Origin of the sequence: Pseudomonas sp. B21-051 (genome assembly GCF_024748795.1) — a bacterium.
Taxonomy (GTDB): Bacteria; Pseudomonadota; Gammaproteobacteria; order Pseudomonadales; family Pseudomonadaceae; genus Aquipseudomonas; species Aquipseudomonas putida_A.
This window is the reverse complement of record NZ_CP087166.1, coordinates 12,506-31,691: the sequence shown is the minus strand read 5'-3', so window position 1 is coordinate 31,691 and position 19,186 is coordinate 12,506. Positions and strand designations below refer to the sequence as shown.

Annotated in this window: 19 protein-coding genes; 10 read left to right on the top strand and 9 right to left on the bottom strand. The window is 62.3% G+C overall.

Going from position 1 to position 19,186, the window contains the following annotated elements:
• The first annotated feature begins 10 nt into the window (after window positions 1-10).
• Together choX and LOY52_RS00135 are read left to right on the top strand one after the other, a co-directional pair.
• Window positions 11-931 (top strand): choline ABC transporter substrate-binding protein, encoded by a 921-nt coding sequence (gene choX / locus LOY52_RS00140; protein ID WP_258677551.1) that lies wholly within the window; start codon window positions 11-13, stop codon window positions 929-931.
• Window positions 932-1,123: 192 nt separating this feature from the next.
• Window positions 1,124-2,692, top strand: coding sequence for a SulP family inorganic anion transporter (locus LOY52_RS00135; protein ID WP_258677549.1), 1,569 nt, complete (start codon window positions 1,124-1,126; stop codon window positions 2,690-2,692).
• Window positions 2,693-2,774: 82 nt separating this feature from the next.
• Here LOY52_RS00135 and aroE read toward each other — a convergent pair whose 3' ends face one another.
• The gene (gene aroE / locus LOY52_RS00130) at window positions 2,775-3,596 is read right to left on the bottom strand and encodes a shikimate dehydrogenase (protein ID WP_258677547.1); all 822 of its coding nucleotides are present in this window, start codon (window positions 3,594-3,596) and stop codon (window positions 2,775-2,777) included.
• Window positions 3,597-3,605: 9 nt separating this feature from the next.
• Window positions 3,606-4,520 (bottom strand): oxygen-dependent coproporphyrinogen oxidase, encoded by a 915-nt coding sequence (gene hemF, locus LOY52_RS00125; protein ID WP_258677545.1) that lies wholly within the window; start codon window positions 4,518-4,520, stop codon window positions 3,606-3,608.
• Between the two features lie 163 nt (window positions 4,521-4,683).
• Between hemF and LOY52_RS00120 the strand changes: the two genes are divergently transcribed.
• Window positions 4,684-5,661 carry an NADPH:quinone reductase gene (locus tag LOY52_RS00120; protein WP_258677542.1) on the top strand — a complete coding sequence of 326 codons (978 nt, stop codon included), beginning with the start codon at window positions 4,684-4,686 and terminating at the stop codon, window positions 5,659-5,661.
• A gap of 65 nt (window positions 5,662-5,726) precedes the next feature.
• Here the strand turns inward: LOY52_RS00120 and LOY52_RS00115 are convergent, their stop codons facing one another.
• The 4 genes from LOY52_RS00115 to LOY52_RS00100 all read right to left on the bottom strand — a co-directional run bounded on the left by LOY52_RS00115 (window position 5,727) and on the right by LOY52_RS00100 (window position 9,457).
• The gene (locus LOY52_RS00115) at window positions 5,727-6,398 is read right to left on the bottom strand and encodes a hypothetical protein (protein WP_258677540.1); all 672 of its coding nucleotides are present in this window, start codon (window positions 6,396-6,398) and stop codon (window positions 5,727-5,729) included.
• A gap of 240 nt (window positions 6,399-6,638) precedes the next feature.
• Complete coding sequence (locus tag LOY52_RS00110) at window positions 6,639-7,196, bottom strand: L-threonylcarbamoyladenylate synthase (protein WP_123470125.1); 558 nt, start codon at window positions 7,194-7,196, stop codon at window positions 6,639-6,641.
• 55 nt (window positions 7,197-7,251) lie between these two features.
• Window positions 7,252-8,349, bottom strand: a complete 1,098-nt coding sequence (dprA, locus tag LOY52_RS00105) for a DNA-processing protein DprA (RefSeq protein WP_258677536.1) — start codon at window positions 8,347-8,349, stop codon at window positions 7,252-7,254.
• Window positions 8,350-8,431: 82 nt separating this feature from the next.
• On the bottom strand, window positions 8,432-9,457 hold the full coding sequence (locus LOY52_RS00100; RefSeq protein WP_139055031.1) for a LysM peptidoglycan-binding domain-containing protein: 1,026 nt from the start codon (window positions 9,455-9,457) through the stop codon (window positions 8,432-8,434).
• A gap of 159 nt (window positions 9,458-9,616) precedes the next feature.
• On the opposite strand from LOY52_RS00100, the gene def reads away from it, so the two are divergent.
• The 5 genes from def (at window position 9,617) to LOY52_RS00075 (ending at window position 14,262) form a co-directional block, all read left to right on the top strand.
• Window positions 9,617-10,123: a peptide deformylase gene (gene def, locus LOY52_RS00095; RefSeq protein ID WP_027610272.1), complete on the top strand. Its 507-nt coding sequence runs from the start codon at window positions 9,617-9,619 to the stop codon at window positions 10,121-10,123.
• Between the two features lie 57 nt (window positions 10,124-10,180).
• Window positions 10,181-11,140 (top strand): methionyl-tRNA formyltransferase, encoded by a 960-nt coding sequence (gene fmt / locus LOY52_RS00090; RefSeq protein ID WP_258677533.1) that lies wholly within the window; start codon window positions 10,181-10,183, stop codon window positions 11,138-11,140.
• The gene (gene rsmB, locus LOY52_RS00085; RefSeq protein ID WP_258677531.1) at window positions 11,137-12,447 is read left to right on the top strand and encodes a 16S rRNA (cytosine(967)-C(5))-methyltransferase RsmB; all 1,311 of its coding nucleotides are present in this window, start codon (window positions 11,137-11,139) and stop codon (window positions 12,445-12,447) included. Before fmt ends, rsmB begins: the two co-directional genes overlap by 4 nt.
• Window positions 12,448-12,469: 22 nt before the next feature.
• Entirely contained in the window at window positions 12,470-13,846 is a 1,377-nt protein-coding gene (gene trkA, locus LOY52_RS00080) for a Trk system potassium transporter TrkA (protein ID WP_258677529.1), read from the top strand.
• A gap of 101 nt (window positions 13,847-13,947) precedes the next feature.
• Entirely contained in the window at window positions 13,948-14,262 is a 315-nt protein-coding gene (locus LOY52_RS00075) for a tetratricopeptide repeat protein (RefSeq protein WP_258677528.1), read from the top strand.
• A gap of 1 nt (window position 14,263) precedes the next feature.
• Here the strand turns inward: LOY52_RS00075 and LOY52_RS00070 are convergent, their stop codons facing one another.
• The 3 genes from LOY52_RS00070 to LOY52_RS00060 all read right to left on the bottom strand — a co-directional run bounded on the left by LOY52_RS00070 (window position 14,264) and on the right by LOY52_RS00060 (window position 16,099).
• Complete coding sequence (locus tag LOY52_RS00070; RefSeq protein WP_041073615.1) at window positions 14,264-14,503, bottom strand: PilZ domain-containing protein; 240 nt, start codon at window positions 14,501-14,503, stop codon at window positions 14,264-14,266.
• Window positions 14,504-14,613: 110 nt separating this feature from the next.
• Window positions 14,614-15,501, bottom strand: coding sequence for a lysophospholipid acyltransferase (locus LOY52_RS00065; RefSeq protein WP_258677523.1), 888 nt, complete (start codon window positions 15,499-15,501; stop codon window positions 14,614-14,616).
• Window positions 15,502-15,541: 40 nt separating this feature from the next.
• On the bottom strand, window positions 15,542-16,099 hold the full coding sequence (locus tag LOY52_RS00060) for a DNA-3-methyladenine glycosylase I (protein WP_258677521.1): 558 nt from the start codon (window positions 16,097-16,099) through the stop codon (window positions 15,542-15,544).
• Between the two features lie 81 nt (window positions 16,100-16,180).
• On the opposite strand from LOY52_RS00060, the gene glyQ reads away from it, so the two are divergent.
• Window positions 16,181-17,134: a glycine--tRNA ligase subunit alpha gene (gene glyQ, locus LOY52_RS00055; RefSeq protein WP_003187265.1), complete on the top strand. Its 954-nt coding sequence runs from the start codon at window positions 16,181-16,183 to the stop codon at window positions 17,132-17,134.
• Window positions 17,131-19,185 carry a glycine--tRNA ligase subunit beta gene (glyS, locus tag LOY52_RS00050; RefSeq protein ID WP_258677518.1) on the top strand — a complete coding sequence of 685 codons (2,055 nt, stop codon included), beginning with the start codon at window positions 17,131-17,133 and terminating at the stop codon, window positions 19,183-19,185. Before glyQ ends, glyS begins: the two co-directional genes overlap by 4 nt.
• Window position 19,186: the final 1 nt, after the last annotated feature.

The following is a 19,186-nucleotide window of genomic DNA, read 5'->3' as shown; positions in this document are numbered from 1 at the left end:
GGGGAAGTCCATGCGCAAGTTATCCACAGCACTGACGATTGGCCTGCTGGCTCTGGGCAGTGCCTCGGCATTCGCCGAGCAAAGCTGCGAAACGGTGAAAATGGCCGACCCGGGCTGGAGCGACATCGCCGCGACCAACGCCATCACCGGGTTTCTGCTGGATGGCATGGGCTACAAGGCCAAGGTCGACACCCTCGCGGTGCCGATCACCTTCGGCGGTTTGAAGGACGGTCAGGTGGATGTGTTCCTCGGCAACTGGATGCCGGCGCAGCAGGGCTTCTACGACAAGTTCGTCGCCACCGGTGACGTCACGCAACTGGCGAAGAACCTCGACGGCACCGAGTTCACACTGGCCGTCCCGGATTATGTGTGGGACGCCGGTGTGCATGACTTTGCCGACCTGAACAAATACGCCGACAAATTCGAGAAGAAGATCTACGGCATCGGATCCGGCGCACCCGCGAACATTTCGCTGCAAGAAATCATCAAGAAGAACGACTTCGACCTCGGCCAGTGGAAGCTGATCGAATCCAGCGAACAGGCGATGCTCGCCGAAGTCTCGCGGGCAGTGAAGAAACAGAAATTCGTCACCTTTCTCGGCTGGACCCCACACCCGATGAACGTGCAGCTGAAGATGCATTACCTCAAGGGCGGCGAGAAATACTTCGGCGACACCGGCAGCGTCTATACCCTGACCCGCAAAGGCTACGCCGAGGCGTGCCCGAATGTGGGCAAGTTGCTGACCAATCTGGCGTTCACCCAGGACATGGAGAACAGCATCATGGCTGAGGTGGTGAACAAGAAAGTCAGCAATGCCGATGCGGTGAAGGCATGGATCAAGGCCAATCCGGCGGTGCTGGACAAGTGGCTGGATGGCGTGAAGACGCTGGATGGCAAGGATGCGTTGCCTGCGGTCAAAGCCAAGCTCTAACGCTTTCCTGTGGCGAGGAAGCTTGCTCCCGCTGGAGTGCGCAGCACTCCCAATCGGACTGACCGAGTTTTCGCAGACGAACCAAGCGGTCTGGTTTGCGACTGCTTCGCAGCCGAGCGGGAGCAAGCTCCCTCACCACAGTAATTGGCGCGTCCTGATAACCTTGCATAAACCTACACACCGCGAGGACCCATGGCCCTGCCCAGTCGCCACTCACTCTTTCCCTTCCTGACCTGGCTGCCCCGGCAAACCCGCGCCAGCGTCGGCCGGGATCTGGTCGTTGGCCTGAGCGGTGCCATTCTTGCGTTGCCGCAGTCGATCGCCTACGCGCTGATCGCCGGCCTGCCGCCGGAATACGGCCTCTATGCGGCGATCATCCCGGTGCTGATCGCCTGCCTGTGGGGTTCGTCGTGGCACCTGATCTGCGGCCCGACTGCAGCGATTTCGATTGTGCTGTATGCCAGCGTCAGTCCCTTGGCCGTGCCGGCGTCGCAGGACTACATCACGCTGATTCTGCTGCTGAGCTTTCTCGCGGGGATTTTCCAGTGGCTGCTCGGCCTCCTGCGCTTCGGCGCACTGGTGAATTTCGTCTCGCATTCGGTGGTGCTTGGCTTCACCCTCGGCGCGGCGGTGGTGATCGCCATCGGCCAGTTGCCGAATCTGCTGGGGCTGGACCTGCCGGCAAAAGCCACGGCACTGGCCAGCCTGATGGACCTGCTGCAACACCTGCGGGCCGTGGATAAACCTTCCCTGGTATTGGGCGTGGCCACGGTGCTGGTCGGTTTTGTCCTCAGACAACTGCTGCCGCGCTGGCCGACCCTGTTGATAACGCTGGTGCTGGGCAGTGCGGTGGTGTGGTTATGGCCGTCGATGTTCGGCCACGTGCATCTGGTCAGCGCCTTTGTCGGGCGTTTGCCGCCGTTCAGCGCGCTGCCGCTGGATCTCGATCTGGTGCTGCGTTTGCTGCCGAGCGCCGTGGCGGTGGGCATGCTCGGGCTGGTCACCAGCCTGTCGATTGCCCGTTCGATTGCTGCACGTTCGCAGCAGTTGCTCGATGCCAACCAGGAAGTCCGTGCGCAGGGTTTGTCGAATATTGTCGGGGCGTTCTTTTCCGGATCGCTTTCCGCCGGTTCGTTCACCCGCTCAGGCCTGAGTTACGAGGCGGGGGCCTGTTCGCCGCTGGCCGGGGTGTTTTCGGCGATCTGGGTCGCGCTGTTCGCGATTTTCGGCGCCGGGCTGATTTCACACATTCCGATTCCGGCGATGGCCGGGAGCATTCTACTGATCGCCTGGGGCCTGGTGGATCATCGCGGGATTCGTTCGTTGCTGCGGGTCAGCCGTGCCGAGTTCGTGGTCATGGCGCTGACCTGCCTCGCCACGTTGCTGCTGGAATTGCAGACGGCAATCTATGCCGGGGTCCTGGCGTCGCTGTTCTTCTACCTCAAGCGCACCTCGCAACCGCGGGTGCAGCATTCGCGCGAGGGTGAGGAGGACGTGCTGCGGGTCGGCGGCTCGATCTTCTTCGGCGCCAGCCATTACCTGCAAGTGCGCCTGCAACGGCTGCACGGTACGCGGGTGGTGATCGAGGCGCAGCAGATCAACTTCATCGATTATTCGGGGGTGGAGATGCTGCATCAGGAGGCGCGGCGCCTGCTGCGTCAGGATCGCAGCCTGACCCTGCGCCGGGCGCGGCCGCAGGTGGTCGAGGAGTTGCGCAAGCTGGAAGGGCCCGAAAAGTGTCCGATCCGGTTCGAGGATTGAAAAGATCGCAGCCTGCGGCAGCTCCTACAGGATGAACGCCATCCTCATGTAGGAGCTGCCGCAGGCTGCGATCTTTTGACCTTCAACCCGCCAATTGGCGACGCAGTTCGGCCAGCACCGGCGCCGTATCCGGACGCACCCCGCGCCACAGGAAAAACGCCTCGGCTGCCTGCTCGGCCAACATCCCCAAACCATCCATCGACACTGCCGCGCCATGCTCGCTGGCCCAACGGCAGAACGCGGTCGGCTCCTTGCCGTACATCATGTCGTAGCACAGGGTCTGGCCCGGCTCGATCAGGCTCGGCGCAATCGGCGGCACGTCGCCGGTGAGGCTGGCGGAAGTGGCGTTGATGATCACGTCCACCGGCTCCTGCAACCAGTCGAAACCACTGGCCGACACCGGCCCCAGATCACAGAACAGCTCGGCCAGCAGCTCGGCTTTTTCCACCGTACGATTGGCGATGATCACCGATGCCGGCTTCTCGGCCAGCAACGGCTCCAGCGCGCCACGCACCGCACCGCCAGCGCCGAGCAGCAGGATGCGTTTGCCGGTCAGGCTGAAACCGGCATTCACCGTCAGGTCGCGCACCAGACCGGCGCCGTCGGTGTTGTCGCCGAGCAGCGAACCGTCAGCCAGTTTACTCAGGGTGTTCACCGCACCAGCCCGTTGCGCGCGAGCGGTCAGGCTGTTGGCCAGACGAAAGGCTTCTTCCTTGAACGGCACCGTGACGTTGGCGCCGCGACCGTCCTGGAAGAACGCCATGGCGCAGGCGCTGAAGTCGTCAAGCGGCGCCAGCAGGGTGCTGTAGTCGAGGCGCTGACCGGTCTGTTCGGCGAACAGTTTGTGAATCATCGGCGACTTGCTGTGGCCGATCGGGTTACCGAAAACGACGTAACGATCCATCAGCAGTCCTCAGGCCTGGGCCAGCCAGTCGCGGTCTTGCAGGAAGTAGTCGGTCAGGCGTGCTTCTTCGCTGCCGGGTTCGGCCTTGAAGTCATAGGCCCAGCGCACTTGCGGCGGCAACGACATGAGGATCGACTCGGTACGCCCGCCCGATTGCAGGCCGAACAGGGTGCCGCGGTCATACACCAGGTTGAACTCGACGTAGCGGCCACGGCGAAATTCCTGAAATTCACGCTGTTTGGCGGTGAACGCCTCGTGCTTGCGGCGCTGCACGATCGGCAGGTAAGCGTCGATGTAGGCATCACCGATGGCGCGCATGAAGGCGAAACTGGTGTCGAAGTCCCACTCGTTCAGGTCATCGAAAAACAGACCACCGATGCCACGCGGTTCGTTGCGATGCTTGATGTGAAAATAGGTGTCGCACCAGGCCTTGTAACGCGGATAGACGTCCGGCCCGAACGGCGCGCAGGCCTGTTCGGCGACGCGGTGCCAGTGGATGCAGTCTTCTTCGTTGCCGTAATACGGGGTCAGGTCGAAGCCGCCGCCGAACCACCAGACCGGCTCTTCACCTTCCTTCTCGGCGATGAAAAAGCGCACGTTGGCGTGGGACGTCGGCACATGTGGGTTGTGCGGGTGAATCACCAGCGACACGCCGAGGGCTTCGAAACCGCGACCGGCCAATTCCGGACGATGGGCGCTGGCCGACGGCGGCAGACCACTGCCGAACACGTGGGAGAAATTGACGCCGCCCTTTTCGATCACCGTACCGTTTTCGATCACGCGGGTACGACCGCCACCACCGGCAGGCCGGGTCCAGGCGTCTTCGACGAAGCGCGTGCCGCCGTCCTCGGTTTCCAGCGCGGCGCAGATGCGGTCTTGCAGGTCGAGCAGATAGGCCTTTACGGCGTCGGTGCGGGTCGTCATGGCTTCACCTTGAATCGGGCATAACTACGCGGGCGCCCCGCAGGCAGGGGGCGGCGCAAATGGGCGCGTAGCATAACACCGCAAACCTGCGCGCCGCAGTTGACGAAGATCAAGCAGGGGAGTTGGATAGGGGGCTTACAAACGACCCAAGGAGAGCAGGCAGATGGCAAAGCGTATCCAGTTCCGCGCCCACGGCGGTCCCGAAGTGCTCGAGTTTGTTGACTACGAACCCGCCGCGCCCGGCCCGAATCAGGTGCGGGTGACGAACAAGGCGATCGGCCTGAACTTCATCGACACCTATTTCCGCAGCGGTCTGTATGCCCCGCCAGCCTTGCCGTCCGGGCTCGGCGCAGAAGGCGCCGGCATCGTCGATGCGGTGGGCAGCGACGTCACCCGGTTCAAGGTCGGTGATCGCGTGGCATATGGCAGCGGCCCGCTGGGTGCCTACAGCCAGTTGCACACCCTGCCCGAAGCCAATCTGGTGAAGCTGCCGGACGAAATCAGCTTCGAGACCGCTGCCGGGGTCATGCTCAAGGGTCTAACAGTGCAGTACCTGCTGCGTCAGACCTATGAACTCAAGGGTGGCGAAACCATTCTGTTCCACGCCGCTGCCGGGGGTGTCGGTTCGCTGGCCTGCCAATGGGCCAAGGCACTGGGCGTCAAGCTGATCGGCACGGTCAGCTCGAAGGAGAAAGCCGAACTGGCCAAGGCCAACGGCGCCTGGGCAACCATCGATTACAGCCACGAAAACGTGGCACAGCGGGTGCTGGAGCTGACCGATGGCAAGAAAGTCCCGGTGGTGTACGACGGCGTCGGCAAAGACACCTGGCTGACCTCGCTCGACAGCGTTTCGCCGCGTGGGCTGGTGGTGAGTTTCGGCAACGCCTCCGGTGCGGTGGACGGGGTAAATCTGGGGATTCTTTCGGCCAAGGGCTCGCTGTACGTGACCCGCCCGACCCTGGCGACCTACGCCAACAACGCCGAGAACCTGCAGCGCATGGCCGACGAGCTGTTCGAGATGATCATCAGCGGCAAGCTCAAGGTGGACATCAGCCAGCGCTATCCACTGGCTGATGCGGCGAAGGCGCAGACCGAATTGTCGGCACGGCGTACCACCGGCTCGACCATCCTGCTGCCCTGACAAACCTTCGACGTCTTGCCAGTCAGGGTTGCAAACCCACGGCTGGCAAGTCGGTTCTAACGCGTTCAGCACCTCGGCAGATGACACTCCAACGTTTTTTGCACCACGTGGCCAACCGCCGGATCAGGCTGCTGGACCGCCGCGAAAATTTGCCGCCACTCGGCTGACAACACCCAGTAATCGCCGCGTGCGCGCTGGTCGATATGCAGGGCATTGGAAGCGATCGGCATCAGGCCGAAGCGCTGGTAGAAGCGCAGCTGTTGCGATCTGCACAACGCGGTCACCCCCTTGTAGCCGCGTTTAATGGCCCACTCGGTAGCGGCCGCCAGCAGACCGTTGACCGCGATGGGCAACTGATTGGGTGTGTACGACATCAATCGGCTGAATTCGACATGGCGCGACAGCGCCACCGTGGGTGAAACATGTTGCTGCGCCAGCGATACCCATTCGAACGGTGCCGGAGTCGCCCTCAATACCGCCAACAGTTGATCGTGCCGATACAGCAGAAAATGGGTACTGCGCGACTTTATCGCCAGTCTGGTTTCGAGCATCCGCGCCCGTGAAGTCAGCATGTAATGCTGCAGCCGAAGCCGAAATTGCCGATCGATAAACCGGTCGAACTCCTGAGTATCCGCCCCTGCTTCCAGCATCACGATGCGACAACCCTCATGGTGACTCTTCAACGTCACCTGAAGCGCCTGCAGGTAATCCGTGAGTTGCAAATTGGTAGTGTCCATTCTTTCTCCGCAGACCTTAACTTATCGAAGTGTTTCGAGTGCAGGGAAAGGATGGTTGCTTTTGCCGATTCCGCCACGCCAGAAAATCTGATAATCAAGTGGGAAAAGCCAATGAATCCGGGGACTTGGCGACTTTTCCGACAGAGAAACTGGCGTCATTGCAGGATAAATCGCAGGCGCGCGTAGTCCTCCTCACCATCAAGGCGAGGAAGACTCACGGTAAAGGTTTTCGACGCAGGATCAGTCGGGGCGAATGACCTTGCCGGTTGCCAGATCGCGGATCACGCTGGGGTTCTTGCGCCCACCCAGTTGCCCGCCGAGGATCAGGTCGAGCTGCCCACGGAAATACTGCTCGACGCGCAACCGCGTGCGCGCCGCCGGCCGCCCCTGCGGGTTGGCCGAGGTGGAAATCAGCGGCCCGACCATCGAGCACAGATCCCGCACCTGCGGGTGATCGCTGACCCGCAGCGCCACCGTGTCATGCACGCCCGTCACCCATTCGGGCAACAGGTTCTGATGCGGCACCAGCCAGGTGTTCGGCCCCGGCCAGGTGCTGGCCATGCGGTCGATCCACTCTTGCGGGAAGTCTTCGAACAGGAAGTCGAACTGGCGGATGTTGTCGGCGACCAGGATCAGGCCCTTGTCCACCGAACGGTTCTTGATCGCCAACAGACGATCCACTGCCTCTTCGTTCCACGGGTCGCAACCCAGCCCCCAGACGGCTTCGGTTGGATAGGCAATCACCGCCCCGGCGCGAATCTCTCGTGCGGCTTGTTGCACACGCCAACTGTTGACCATGAAAAAACTCTCCGAAAACAGGTTTTGCGCAGTTTACCGATCTTCCCTGTAAAACCTAGCGTGTCCTCGCCAGCCAGCGACCGTTTTCACACACTGCGCGGCCGTCCATTTCCAGCTCGGTGAGCGCCGCGAGGACTTTGGGCAACGCCCAGCCGCTGCTTTCGACCAAGGCTTCGCTGGTGTGCGGCGCGGCGTGCAGCAGATCAAGCAGGGGATGCGCGGAATCCGGCGGGTCTGTGGATAACGGCAAATGCTGCCAGCCGCGCAGGGCTTCGAGAATGTGTTCGATGGTTTCCACCAGCACCGCACCGTCGCGGATCAGCTGATGGCAGCCGCGCGCACCGGGGTGATGGATCGAGCCGGGAATCGCATACACCTCGCGGCCCTGTTCCGCCGCCAGCCGGGCGGTGATCAGTGAACCGCTGGCGACACTCGCCTCGACCACCAGCACGCCGAGGGACAAACCGCTGATGATCCGGTTGCGCCTGGGGAAGTTGCTCGCCGTCGGGCCGGCGTCCAGTGGAAACTCCGAAAGCACCGCACTGCCCGAGGCAATCATCGCGTCGGCCAGTCGACGATTGCGCTGTGGATAAAACTTTTCCAGGCCGGTGCCGAGTACGCCGACGGTTTGCCCGCCAACGTCCAGCGCCGCTTGATGGGCAGCCGCATCGATACCCAGCGCCAGCCCACTGGTGATGACGAAACCGGCCCCGGCGAGGCTGCGGGAAAACGCGACGGCGGTATCCATTCCCGGGCGCGACGCGCTGCGACTGCCGACCATCGCCAGTTGCGGTTTTTCCAGAATCAGCGGATCACCGGCGACGAACAACAGCGGTGGCGGGTCAGGGATCTGCGCCAGCAGCGCCGGATAATCCGCCTGGTCCAACATCAATAGATGCTGGCCGGGCCGCTCTAGCCAGCGCAATGCATGGCTGGCGCCGTCGCGCACTTCAGGGCTGCGCCGGGCCTCGGCCGACGCCGCCGGCAACCCCAGCGCACGCCAGGCACTGGCCGGCGCGCTCAGGGCTTTTGACGCCGAGCCGAAGGCTTCAAGCAGTTTGGCAAAACGTTTCGGGCCGATTTCCGGCAAGCGGTGCAGGCGCAAACGCGCTTCCAGTTCCGCAGGAGAAACCGGCGTACAGGCAGACAGCATCGTGGATCATCCTTGATCGTTATAAGTCCCGAACCATTCGGAACAAGCTGTGGATAACTCTGTTGGTAACTTGTTAAGCCTGCTAAGGATTTCGCACCTTGTCGAGCACCGCCAGCGAGCGCGATGCGTTGAGTACGAGGCCGTAACTGAGCTTGTCGTAGGTGCGGAACACCATCAGCAGACCGGCCCGTTCATCGGGAATTTTCAGCGGCTGGCCGGTGACCCGGTCGCGCACGGTTTCCCCGGTTTTCATCACCACCAGCACATTGCCTTCGGCCAGACCGTCGCGCTTGCCCTTGTTCAGGGTGACCACGTCCATCACGCCGATCTGCGTGACGCCGCGCGGCACGTCGATGATCAGGCCGTTGATGTTGGTGCTCGGGGCGCTGGGCATGAAAGTCGAATTGATCGAGCGCTCTTCGCCGCTGAACAGACGATCGCCCAGACGTACTTCCTGGGTGGTGCGTTGCAGGGCGAGGGTGGCGACGTCGCCTTCGGTGGCGACGATTTCACCGCCACCGATATCGTCGGCGTTGATCCCGAGAAACTCCTTGGTCTGCGGGTCGGTGTAGACCTTGCCCTGGCGGAAGATGCCGTACACCGGTTGATTCGGGTCGAAGTGGCCACGGGCGAAGATTCGGTCGCCCGTGCCGCTGAGCACGCGCTCCGCGTCGCCGGCGACTATGTACGGCGCCTTGTCGAAGTCCTCGACCTTGTCGACGATGCGGTTGCTCAGCAGGAAACTGTTGATCGATTTCAGCGGAATGCTCGGAATCGCCTCGGCCACCGGGCTGGTGCGGATGCGTGGCGACAGCTTGATGGTGCCCCGTGACTCGCCGCGATTGAGGGTCAGTTGCGGCTGGCCGTTGACGTAACGGAGCGTCAGCGTGTCGCCCGGGTAGATCAGGTTGGGGTTTTCAATTTGCGGATTGGCCCGCCACAGCTGTGGCCATTGCCAGGGCTCGCGCAGGTATTTGCCGGAAATGTCCCAGAGGGTGTCTCCCGAAACCACCGTGTATTGCTGTGGAAAACCATCCCTGAGTTGCACTTGCCCTTGCGCAGCCGCGGCCGAAGCCAGAAGCAGCAGGGCGAGTAGTGTTTTCCTCATGCAGCGAATCCCTTTATCATGTGCGTTCGCGTGAACCGTCAGAGCCCCCGTGGCTCGCTACTGCAAATTGCATTAGCTACGCTTCACAACGGTAGCCTGCATCTTCGGACCTGCCAGGCCATCGACCCGACTTTACTCAATACGTGCAGCAATCAGCCTATGGCCATTTTAAACATCCTCGAATTCCCGGACCCGCGTCTGCGTACTATCGCCAAGCCTGTGGCTGTAGTGGACGACGAAGTGCGTCAGTTGGTCGATGACATGTTTGAAACAATGTATGAAGCGCCGGGCATCGGCCTCGCCGCGACCCAGGTCAACGTGCACAAACGTATCGTCGTGATGGACCTTTCCGAAGACCGCACCGAACCCCGGGTGTTCATCAACCCCGAGTTCGAATCGCTGACCGACGAGATGGATCAGTACCAGGAAGGCTGCCTCTCGGTGCCGGGTTTCTACGAAAACGTCGACCGCCCGCAGAAGGTCAAGATCAAGGCGCTGGACCGCGACGGCCAGCCTTACGAACTGATCGCCGAAGGCCTGCTCGCGGTGTGCATCCAGCACGAATGCGACCACCTCAACGGCAAGCTGTTCGTCGATTACCTGTCCACGCTCAAACGCGACCGGATCAAGAAGAAACTGGAAAAGCTGCATCGCCAGAACGCTTGATGCCCTCCTTCAAAGGCTTGCTGCGGCAAGCCTTTTTCTTTTTATGAGATTCCCTTCATGACTGAGCCACTGCGCATCGTTTTTGCCGGCACTCCGGAATTCGCCGCCGAGCACCTCAAGGCCCTGCTGAACAGCCCTTACGAGATCGTTGCGGTCTACACCCAACCGGATCGTCCGGCCGGTCGCGGGCAAAAACTGATGCCGAGCCCGGTCAAACAGTTGGCCCTGGAAAATAATATCCAGGTGTTGCAGCCGCCGACCCTGCGCAACGCCGATGCTCAGGCTGAACTCGCCGCGCTGAAACCGGACTTGCTGGTGGTGGTCGCCTACGGCCTGATCCTGCCGCAAGCGGTGCTGGATATTCCGCGTCTGGGCTGCATCAACAGCCACGCCTCGCTGCTGCCGCGCTGGCGCGGTGCGGCGCCGATCCAGCGCGCCGTGGAACACGGTGATGCCGAAAGCGGCGTGACTGTGATGCGCATGGAAGCCGGCCTCGACACCGGGCCGATGCTGCTCAAGGTCGTGACCCCGATCAGCGCCAACGACACCGGCGGCACGCTGCACGACCGCCTCGCCGAAATGGGTCCGCCCGCCGTGGTTCAGGCAATTGCCGGCCTGGCCGCTGGAACCCTCGAAGGCGAAGTGCAGAACGACGAACTCGCCACCTACGCCCACAAACTGAACAAGGACGAAGCGCGCCTCGACTGGAGCCGTCCGGCGGTTGAGCTGGAGCGTCTGGTGCGCGCCTTCAATCCCTGGCCGATTACCCACAGCACCCTCAACGGTGAAGCGCTGAAGGTATTGGCCGCGACGCTGGCTGACGGCAAAGGCGCACCGGGTGAAATCCTCAGCGCCAGCAAGGACGGCCTGATCGTCGCCTGCGGTGAGCAGGCACTGTGCCTGACCCGCCTGCAACTGCCCGGCGGCAAGGCGCTGAACTTCAGCGACCTGTTCAACAGCCGCCGCGAGAAATTCGCCGTCGGCACCGTGCTCGGCGCCGTGGTGGACGCGCAATGAACCCGCGTCTGGCCGCCGCCAAGGCACTCGCCGCCGTGCTCAGCGGCAAGGCTTCGCTGAACAGCTCCCTGCCGACGCAACTGGACAAGGTCGAGGACCGTGATCGCGGTTTCACCCAGGATCTGGCGTTCGGCACCGCGCGCTGGCAGCCACGGCTGTCGGCGCTGGCGGAAAAACTTCTGCAGAAGCCGTTCAAGGCTGCCGACGCCGATGTCGAGGCGCTGCTGCTGGTCGGTCTCTATCAACTGCTCTACACCCGCGTGCCGCCGCACGCGGCCATCGGCGAAACCGTCGGTTGCGCCGACAAGCTGAAAAAGCCGTGGGCCAAGGGTCTGCTCAACGCCGTGCTGCGCAATGCCCAGCGCGAAAGCGAAACGATTTTTGCCGAGCTGGAGCGCGATCCGGTGGTGCGCACCGCCCACCCGCGCTGGCTGCAAAAATCCCTGAAAGCCTTCTGGCCGGAGCAATGGGAAGCGATCTGCGCCGCGAACAACGCGCACCCGCCGATGATCCTGCGCGTCAACCGCCGGCATCACAGCCGCGACGCCTACCTCGGCTTGCTCAGCGACGCCGGCATCGTTGCCACGCCCTGCGTCTATAGCCGCGACGGCATCGTCCTTGAAGCCGCCGCCGACGTGCGCAGCCTGCCGGGTTTTGCCGAAGGCTGGATCAGTGTGCAGGACGAAGCCGCGCAACTGGCCGCCGATCTGCTCGATCTGGCCCCGGGTCAGCGAGTGCTCGACGCCTGCTGCGCCCCCGGTGGCAAGACCTGCCACATCCTTGAAGCCGAACCGGCGCTGGCCGGCGTGGTGGCGGTGGATCTGGAAGCCAAACGTCTGGTGCGCGTAAAGGAAAACCTTGAGCGACTGGGCCTGAGCGCCGAACTGATCGCTGCCGACGGTCGCGATACCGCCGCGTGGTGGGACGGCAAACCGTTCCAGCGCATCCTGCTCGACGCGCCATGCTCGGCCACCGGCGTGATCCGCCGCCATCCGGACATCAAGCTGACCCGTCTGCCGGACGACATCGTTGCCCTCGCGCAACTGCAAGGCGAGCTGCTCGACGCCCTGTGGAAAACCCTCGAAGTCGGCGGCATCCTGCTCTACGCCACTTGCTCTACCTTGCCGACCGAGAACACCGAAGTCATCGCCGCGTTCCTTGAGCGCACGCCTGGTGCCCGCGAACTGGATCTGGCAACCACGGCCGGGATCAAACAGCCCCATGGTCGCCAATTGCTGGCCCAGCAGGGCGGGCATGACGGGTTCTACTACGCCAAGCTGATCAAGATCGCTGCCGCGCGCGGCTAAACGGATTCAACGGAGTGACTGGATGAAAATCATCATCCTCGGTGCGGGGCAGGTCGGCGGTTCGCTGGCTGAACACCTGGCGAGCGAAGCCAACGACATCACCGTGGTCGACACCGACGGCGAACGCCTGCGCGACCTCGGCGACCGTCTCGACATCCGCACCATTCAGGGCCGCGGTTCGCTGCCGTCGGTGCTGCGTCAGGCCGGCGCCGACGATGCCGATATGCTGGTGGCGGTGACCAACAGCGACGAGACCAACATGGTCGCCTGCCAGGTCGCGCACACACTGTTCCACACCCCGACCAAAATCGCCCGGGTGCGCGAAGCGTCCTACCTCAATCGCGAAGAACAGCTGTTCCAGAATGAAGCGATTCCGGTCGACGTGCTGATCAGCCCCGAGCAGGTGGTGACCAACTACATCAAGCGTCTGATCCAGCATCCGGGCGCGCTGCAAGTGATCGACTTCGCCGAAGGCCAGGCGCAACTGGTGGCGGTGCGCGCCTATTACGGCGGGCCGCTGGTGGGTCAGCAACTGCGCCAGTTGCGCGAGCACATGCCGAATGTCGAGACGCGTGTCGCGGCGATTTTCCGCCGCGACCGGCCGATCCTGCCGCAAGGCGACACAGTGATCGAGGCCGATGACGAAGTCTTCTTCATCGCCGCCCGTGAGAACATTCGCGCGGTGATGAGCGAAATGCGCCGTCTCGACGAAACCTACAAGCGCATCGTGATTGCCGGTGGCGGGCAGATCGGCGAGCGTCTGGCCGAGGCCATCGAAAGTCGCTACCAGGTGAAGATCATCGAGATGAACCCGGCGCGCTGCCGCTATCTCTCCGACACCCTCGACAGCACCGTGGTGCTGCAGGGCAGTGCGTCGGACCGTGATCTGCTGCTGGAAGAGAACATCGCCGACGCCGACATCTTCCTCGCGCTGACCAACGATGACGAAGCCAATATCATGTCGTCGCTGCTGGCCAAACGGCTGGGCGCGAAGAAAGTGATGACGATCATCAACAACCCGGCGTACGTCGACCTGATCCAGGGCGGCGATATCGACATCGCCATCAGCCCGCAACTGGCGACCATCGGCACCTTGCTGGCTCACGTACGGCGTGGCGATATCGTCAGCGTGCACTCATTGCGCCGGGGTGCGGCGGAAGCCATCGAGGCGATTGCCCACGGCGATGCGAAGTCGAGCAGGGTCATCGGCCGACCGATCGAGAAAATCGGCCTGCCACCTGGCAGCACGATTGGCGCGATCATCCGCAACGAAGAAGTGATCATCGCCCACGACGATACGGTGATCGAAACCGGCGACCATGTGATTCTGTTCCTTGTGGATAAAAAGCATATCCGCGATGTGGAGAAGCTGTTTCATGTGGGTCTGAGCTTCTTCTGATCAACCAAAAGCAAAGATCGCAGCCTTCGGCAGCTCCTACACCGATCGCTGTAGGAGCTGCCGAAGGCTGCGATCTTTTGATCTTGAAAAGGAGTAGGCCCATGCTCGAATCCCTGGAAAAAATGCTTGCCAAGGGTGTGGATAACTCCCTGCTGCGCTTCGGCCTGGGCAAGGGTTATCTGGATTTGGGGGAGAACGCCAAGGCAGCCGAGCATTTACAGCGCTGCGTCGACTTCGATCCGAAGTACTCGGCGGCGTGGAAGCTATTGGGCAAAGCGCAACTCGCCCTCGGCGATCACGTCGCCGCACGGCAGGCGTGGGAACAAGGTCTGGAAGCCGCCCGCGCGCATGGCGACAAGCAGGCTGAAAAGGAAATGACGGTGTTTCTGAAGAAGCTCGACCGTCAGGCGCATTAAGCTAGAGATAACGCAGGCCGATGCCCTCGGCATCCACCGTCACCACTTCCATTCGCACCCGTGGCGCGCCGGTGGGTAAACCCTGCACCTGGCCATAAACCACCGCGCCTTTGGGCAGTGAAGCCAGGCCTGGATGCTGGACATACACCCCGGTGGCCGACAGATTGCGCGTCTGCCCGAGGCATTCGCCGAAGCTGTCGTGGGTGATCTTGATGCGGAAGGACTTGCGCTGTTCGGACATCTTTATGCGCCCTTGAATGAACGGGGTTGTGGATAAGCCGCAGAAGCAAGATCAAAAGATCGCAGCCTGCGGCAGCTCCTACAGGTTATCCACAGAGTGTGCCAACTTGCTCAGTACCAGCGTTCTTCGCCGGGTGGGCGTTTCTTGAAGCGCTTCATGCTCCACATGTATTGGCTTGGATACGCGGCAACGTAGCGTTCAACGACTTTGCTCATCGCTGCGCAGGATTCCTCGGTATCGGTGCTGTACATGGCTTCTGGCGCCGCTTCGAGGATCACTTTGTAGCCCGAACCATCCGGCAGGCGCAGAGCGTGGAGGAACACCCCGACCGCTTTGCCGCCGGCGAGCATGTTCGGCACGAATTTACTGGTCAGCGCCTGGGTGGCGAAAAACGGCACGAAGATCCCGGCGGATTCGGCCGGCTCCGGGTCAGCCGGAATGCCCACTGCACCACCTTTGCGCACTTCCTTGATGACGCTGAGGATGCCTTCCTTGGTGGAGGCAGCGACCTTGTTGCCCAGTTGCACGCGTTGCTTGCGCAGCAATTCATCCACCGCCTTGAGCTTCGGCGGGCGGTAGAAAATGATCGGTTTGCACTGGCTGCAATAGAAGTGGTTGAGCACTTCCCAGTTGCCCAAGTGGCTGGTGATGCCGACCACGCCTTTGCCCGAGGCCAGCGCATCCTTGAGGATGTCGAGGCCTTCGACTTCGCGCACCAGATCGATCGAACGCTGCGCCGGCCAGATCCACGCGCAGGCGCTTTCGGTCAGCGACTTGCCGATGTCCTTCAGACTCTGGCCGACCAGACGCTCACGTTCGGCCGGGTCCATCTGTGGAAAACATTTGGAAAGGTTGATCCGCACCACGTCGCGGGAACGGTTGGGGGTTTTCCACATGATCCAGCCGATCGCCGAACCCACGGCCTGCACGGCCCGCCATGGCAGCAGGGCAAACAGCCGCAGAGCGCCTACCAGCAAGGCGCCTTTAAACTTTTCCACAGGTCACTCCTGATTTTGTGCTGTGCGCGAGGCGGCCATTCTAACCGCCGTTGACCAACCGCGCGTAGCGGTCACAGTCCTGAGTGTGATCCATGACCATGCCCGAAGCCTGCATCAGTGCGTAGCAAATGGTCGGGCCGACGAAGGTGAAGCCGGCCTTTTTCAGGGCTTTGCTCATTGCCAGCGCTTCGGGGGTGATCGCCGGGACTTCGCTGCGATCCTTGAAATGATTGATGATCGGTCGACCGCCGACGAACGACCAGAGGAAAGCCACCGGATCCTCCAGCGCCATCCAGGCCTGGGCATTGCGTCGGGCGGCATTGAGTTTGAGGCGGTTGCGGATGATCCCCGGATCGAGCATCAGTTCATCGATTTCGGCGTCGCTCATCTGCGCCACGCGCTGCACGTCGAAGCCGTACAACACCTCGCGGTAGCGCTCGCGTTTACGCAGCACGGTGATCCACGACAGCCCGGCCTGGAACCCTTCGAGCAAAAGCAACTCGAACAAACCCTGCGCATCGCGTAGCGGCGTGCCCCACTCCTGATCGTGATAAGCCATGTACAGCGGATCTTCGGTACACCAAAAGCAGCGTGGCATAAGGCTCCAGGGGGCGTGCGCAGCAACGAATCGGGTATACTCCCGCTCTTTAAATCGCAGCCCAAGAAACAGGTGAATTTCGTGAGCCAGCCTACGCCAGCCGTGCGTACCTTCCAAGACTTGATCCTCGCGCTCCAGCAATACTGGGCCGAGCAAGGTTGTGTGGTACTTCAGCCCTACGATATGGAAGTAGGCGCCGGCACTTTCCACACCGCGACCTTCCTGCGCGCCATCGGCCCGGAAACCTGGAACGCCGCGTACGTGCAGCCAAGCCGCCGTCCGACTGACGGCCGCTACGGGGAAAACCCGAACCGTCTGCAGCACTACTATCAGTTCCAGGTCGTTCTGAAGCCGAACCCGGACAACTTCCAGGAACTGTACCTGGGCTCGCTCAAGCATGTCGGCCTGGACCCGCTGGTCCACGACATCCGCTTCGTCGAAGACAACTGGGAATCGCCGACCCTGGGCGCCTGGGGTCTGGGCTGGGAAGTCTGGCTCAACGGCATGGAAGTGACCCAGTTCACTTATTTCCAGCAGGCCGGCGGCATCGAGTGCTACCCGGTCACCGGTGAAATCACCTACGGTCTCGAGCGTCTGGCCATGTACCTGCAGGGCGTGGACTCGGTCTATGACCTGGTCTGGGCTGACGGCCCGTTCGGCAAGGTGACCTACGGCGATGTGTTCCACCAGAACGAAGTGGAGCAGTCCACCTACAACTTCGAACACGCCAACGTCGACAAACTGTTCGAACTGTTCGATTTCTATGAAAGCGAAGCCAAGCGCCTGATCGAACTCGACCAGCCGCTGCCGTTGCCAAGCTACGAAATGGTCCTGAAGGCCTCGCACACCTTCAACCTGCTGGACGCGCGCCGGGCGATCTCGGTGACCGCGCGTCAGCAATACATCCTGCGCGTACGCACCCTGGCGCGTTCCGTTGCGCAAGCCTACCTGCTGGCTCGCGCCAAGCTGGGCTTCCCGATGGCGACCCCGGACCTGCGTGATGAAGTACTGGCCAAGCTGGAGGCTGCACAATGAGTGCGCAAGATTTTCTGGTCGAACTGGGCACCGAAGAACTGCCGCCAAAAGCCCTGAACACCCTGGCTGAAGCGTTCCTCGCCGGTATCGACAAGGGCCTGCAAGCTGCCGGCCTGAGCTACGAAAGCAAAACCGTCTACGCCGCGCCGCGTCGTCTGGCGGTGCTGATCACGGCGCTGGCGACCCAGCAACCGGATCGCAGCATCAACCTCGACGGCCCGCCGCGTCAGGCTGCGTTCGACGCTGAAGGCAACCCGACTCAGGCAGCCCTGGGCTTTGCCAAGAAGTGCGGCGTCGAGCTGAGCGAAATCGACCAGAGCGGTCCGAAACTGCGCTACAGCCAGAACATCGCCGGCAAGCCGACCGCGAGCCTGCTGCCGACCATCGTCGAAGATTCGCTGAACGACCTGCCGATCCCGAAACGCATGCGTTGGGGTGCGCGCAAGGAAGAGTTCGTGCGTCCGACCCAGTGGTTGGTCATGCTGCTCGGTGACCAGGTCATCGACTGCACCATCCTCGCGCAGAAGGCTGGCCGCGACTCCCGTGGTCACCGTTTCCACCACCCGGAAAGCGTGCGCATCGGTTCGCCGTCGAGCTACCTGGCCGACCTGCGTGCCGCTTATGTCCTGGCCGATGCCAACGAGCGTCGCGAGATCATCAGCAAGCGCACCGAAGAGCTGGCAACCCGTCAGGAAGGCACCGCGATCGTGCCGCCGGCGCTGCTCGACGAAGTGACCGCGCTGGTCGAGTGGCCGGTGCCGCTGGTGTGCTCGTTCGAGGAACGCTTCCTCGACGTGCCGCAGGAAGCACTGATCACCACCATGCAGGACAACCAGAAGTACTTCTGCCTGCTGGATGCCGACGGCAAGTTGCTGCCACGGTTCATCACCGTCGCCAACATCGAAAGCAAAGACCCGCAGCAGATCATCGCCGGTAACGAGAAAGTGGTTCGCCCACGCCTGACCGACGCCGAGTTCTTCTTCAAGCAAGACAAGAAGCAAAAGCTCGAAGCCTTCAATGATCGCCTGAAGAACGTGGTGTTCCAGGAAAAACTCGGCAGCGTCTACGACAAGGCCGAGCGCGTTTCGAAACTCGCGGCCTACATTGCCGCGCGGATCGGCGGCAACGCTTCGTGGGCGGCCCGTGCCGGCCTGCTGTCGAAGTGCGACCTGGCCACCGAAATGGTCGGCGAGTTCCCGGAGATGCAAGGTGTCGCCGGCTACTACTACGCCCTCAATGACGGCGAGCCGCAAGACGTCGCGCTGGCGCTGAACGAGCAGTATATGCCACGCGGTGCCGGTGCTGAACTGCCGGCGACCCTGACCGGTGCGGCTGTCGCGATCGCCGACAAGCTCGACACCCTGGTCGGCATCTTCGGTATCGGCATGCTGCCGACCGGCAGCAAAGACCCGTATGCCCTGCGCCGTGCGGCCCTCGGCGTGCTGCGCATCCTGATCGAGAAACAACTGGATCTGGACCTGAACGACGCCGTGGCTTTCGCCGTTGCTGCGTTCGGTGCCAAGGTCAAGGCTGCCGGTCTGAACGACGCGGTGCTGGAATTCATCTTCGACCGCCTGCGTGCGCGTTACGAGGACGAAGGCGTCGATGTCGCCACCTACCTGTCGGTTCGTGCCCTGAAGCCGGGTTCGGCGCTGGACTTCGACCAGCGTGTGCAAGCGGTTCAGGCCTTCCGCAAACTGCCGGAAGCGGCAGCGCTGGCGGCGGTCAACAAGCGTGTATCGAACCTGCTGAGCAAGGTTGAAGGCTCGGTGCCGACCGTGGTCGAGGCCAAATACTTCGACAACGCCAACGAGTTCTCGCTGTACTCGGCGATTCAACAAGCGGATCAGGCGGTGCAGCCGATGGCCGCAGCGCGTCAGTACAACGAGTCGCTGGCACGTCTGGCGGCATTGCGTGAGCCGGTCGACGCGTTCTTCGACGCCGTCATGGTCAATGCCGAAGACGCCAACGTGCGGGCCAACCGCTACGCGCTGCTGGCGCGTCTGCGTGGCCTGTTCCTCGGGGTTGCCGACATTTCGCTGTTGGGTTGAG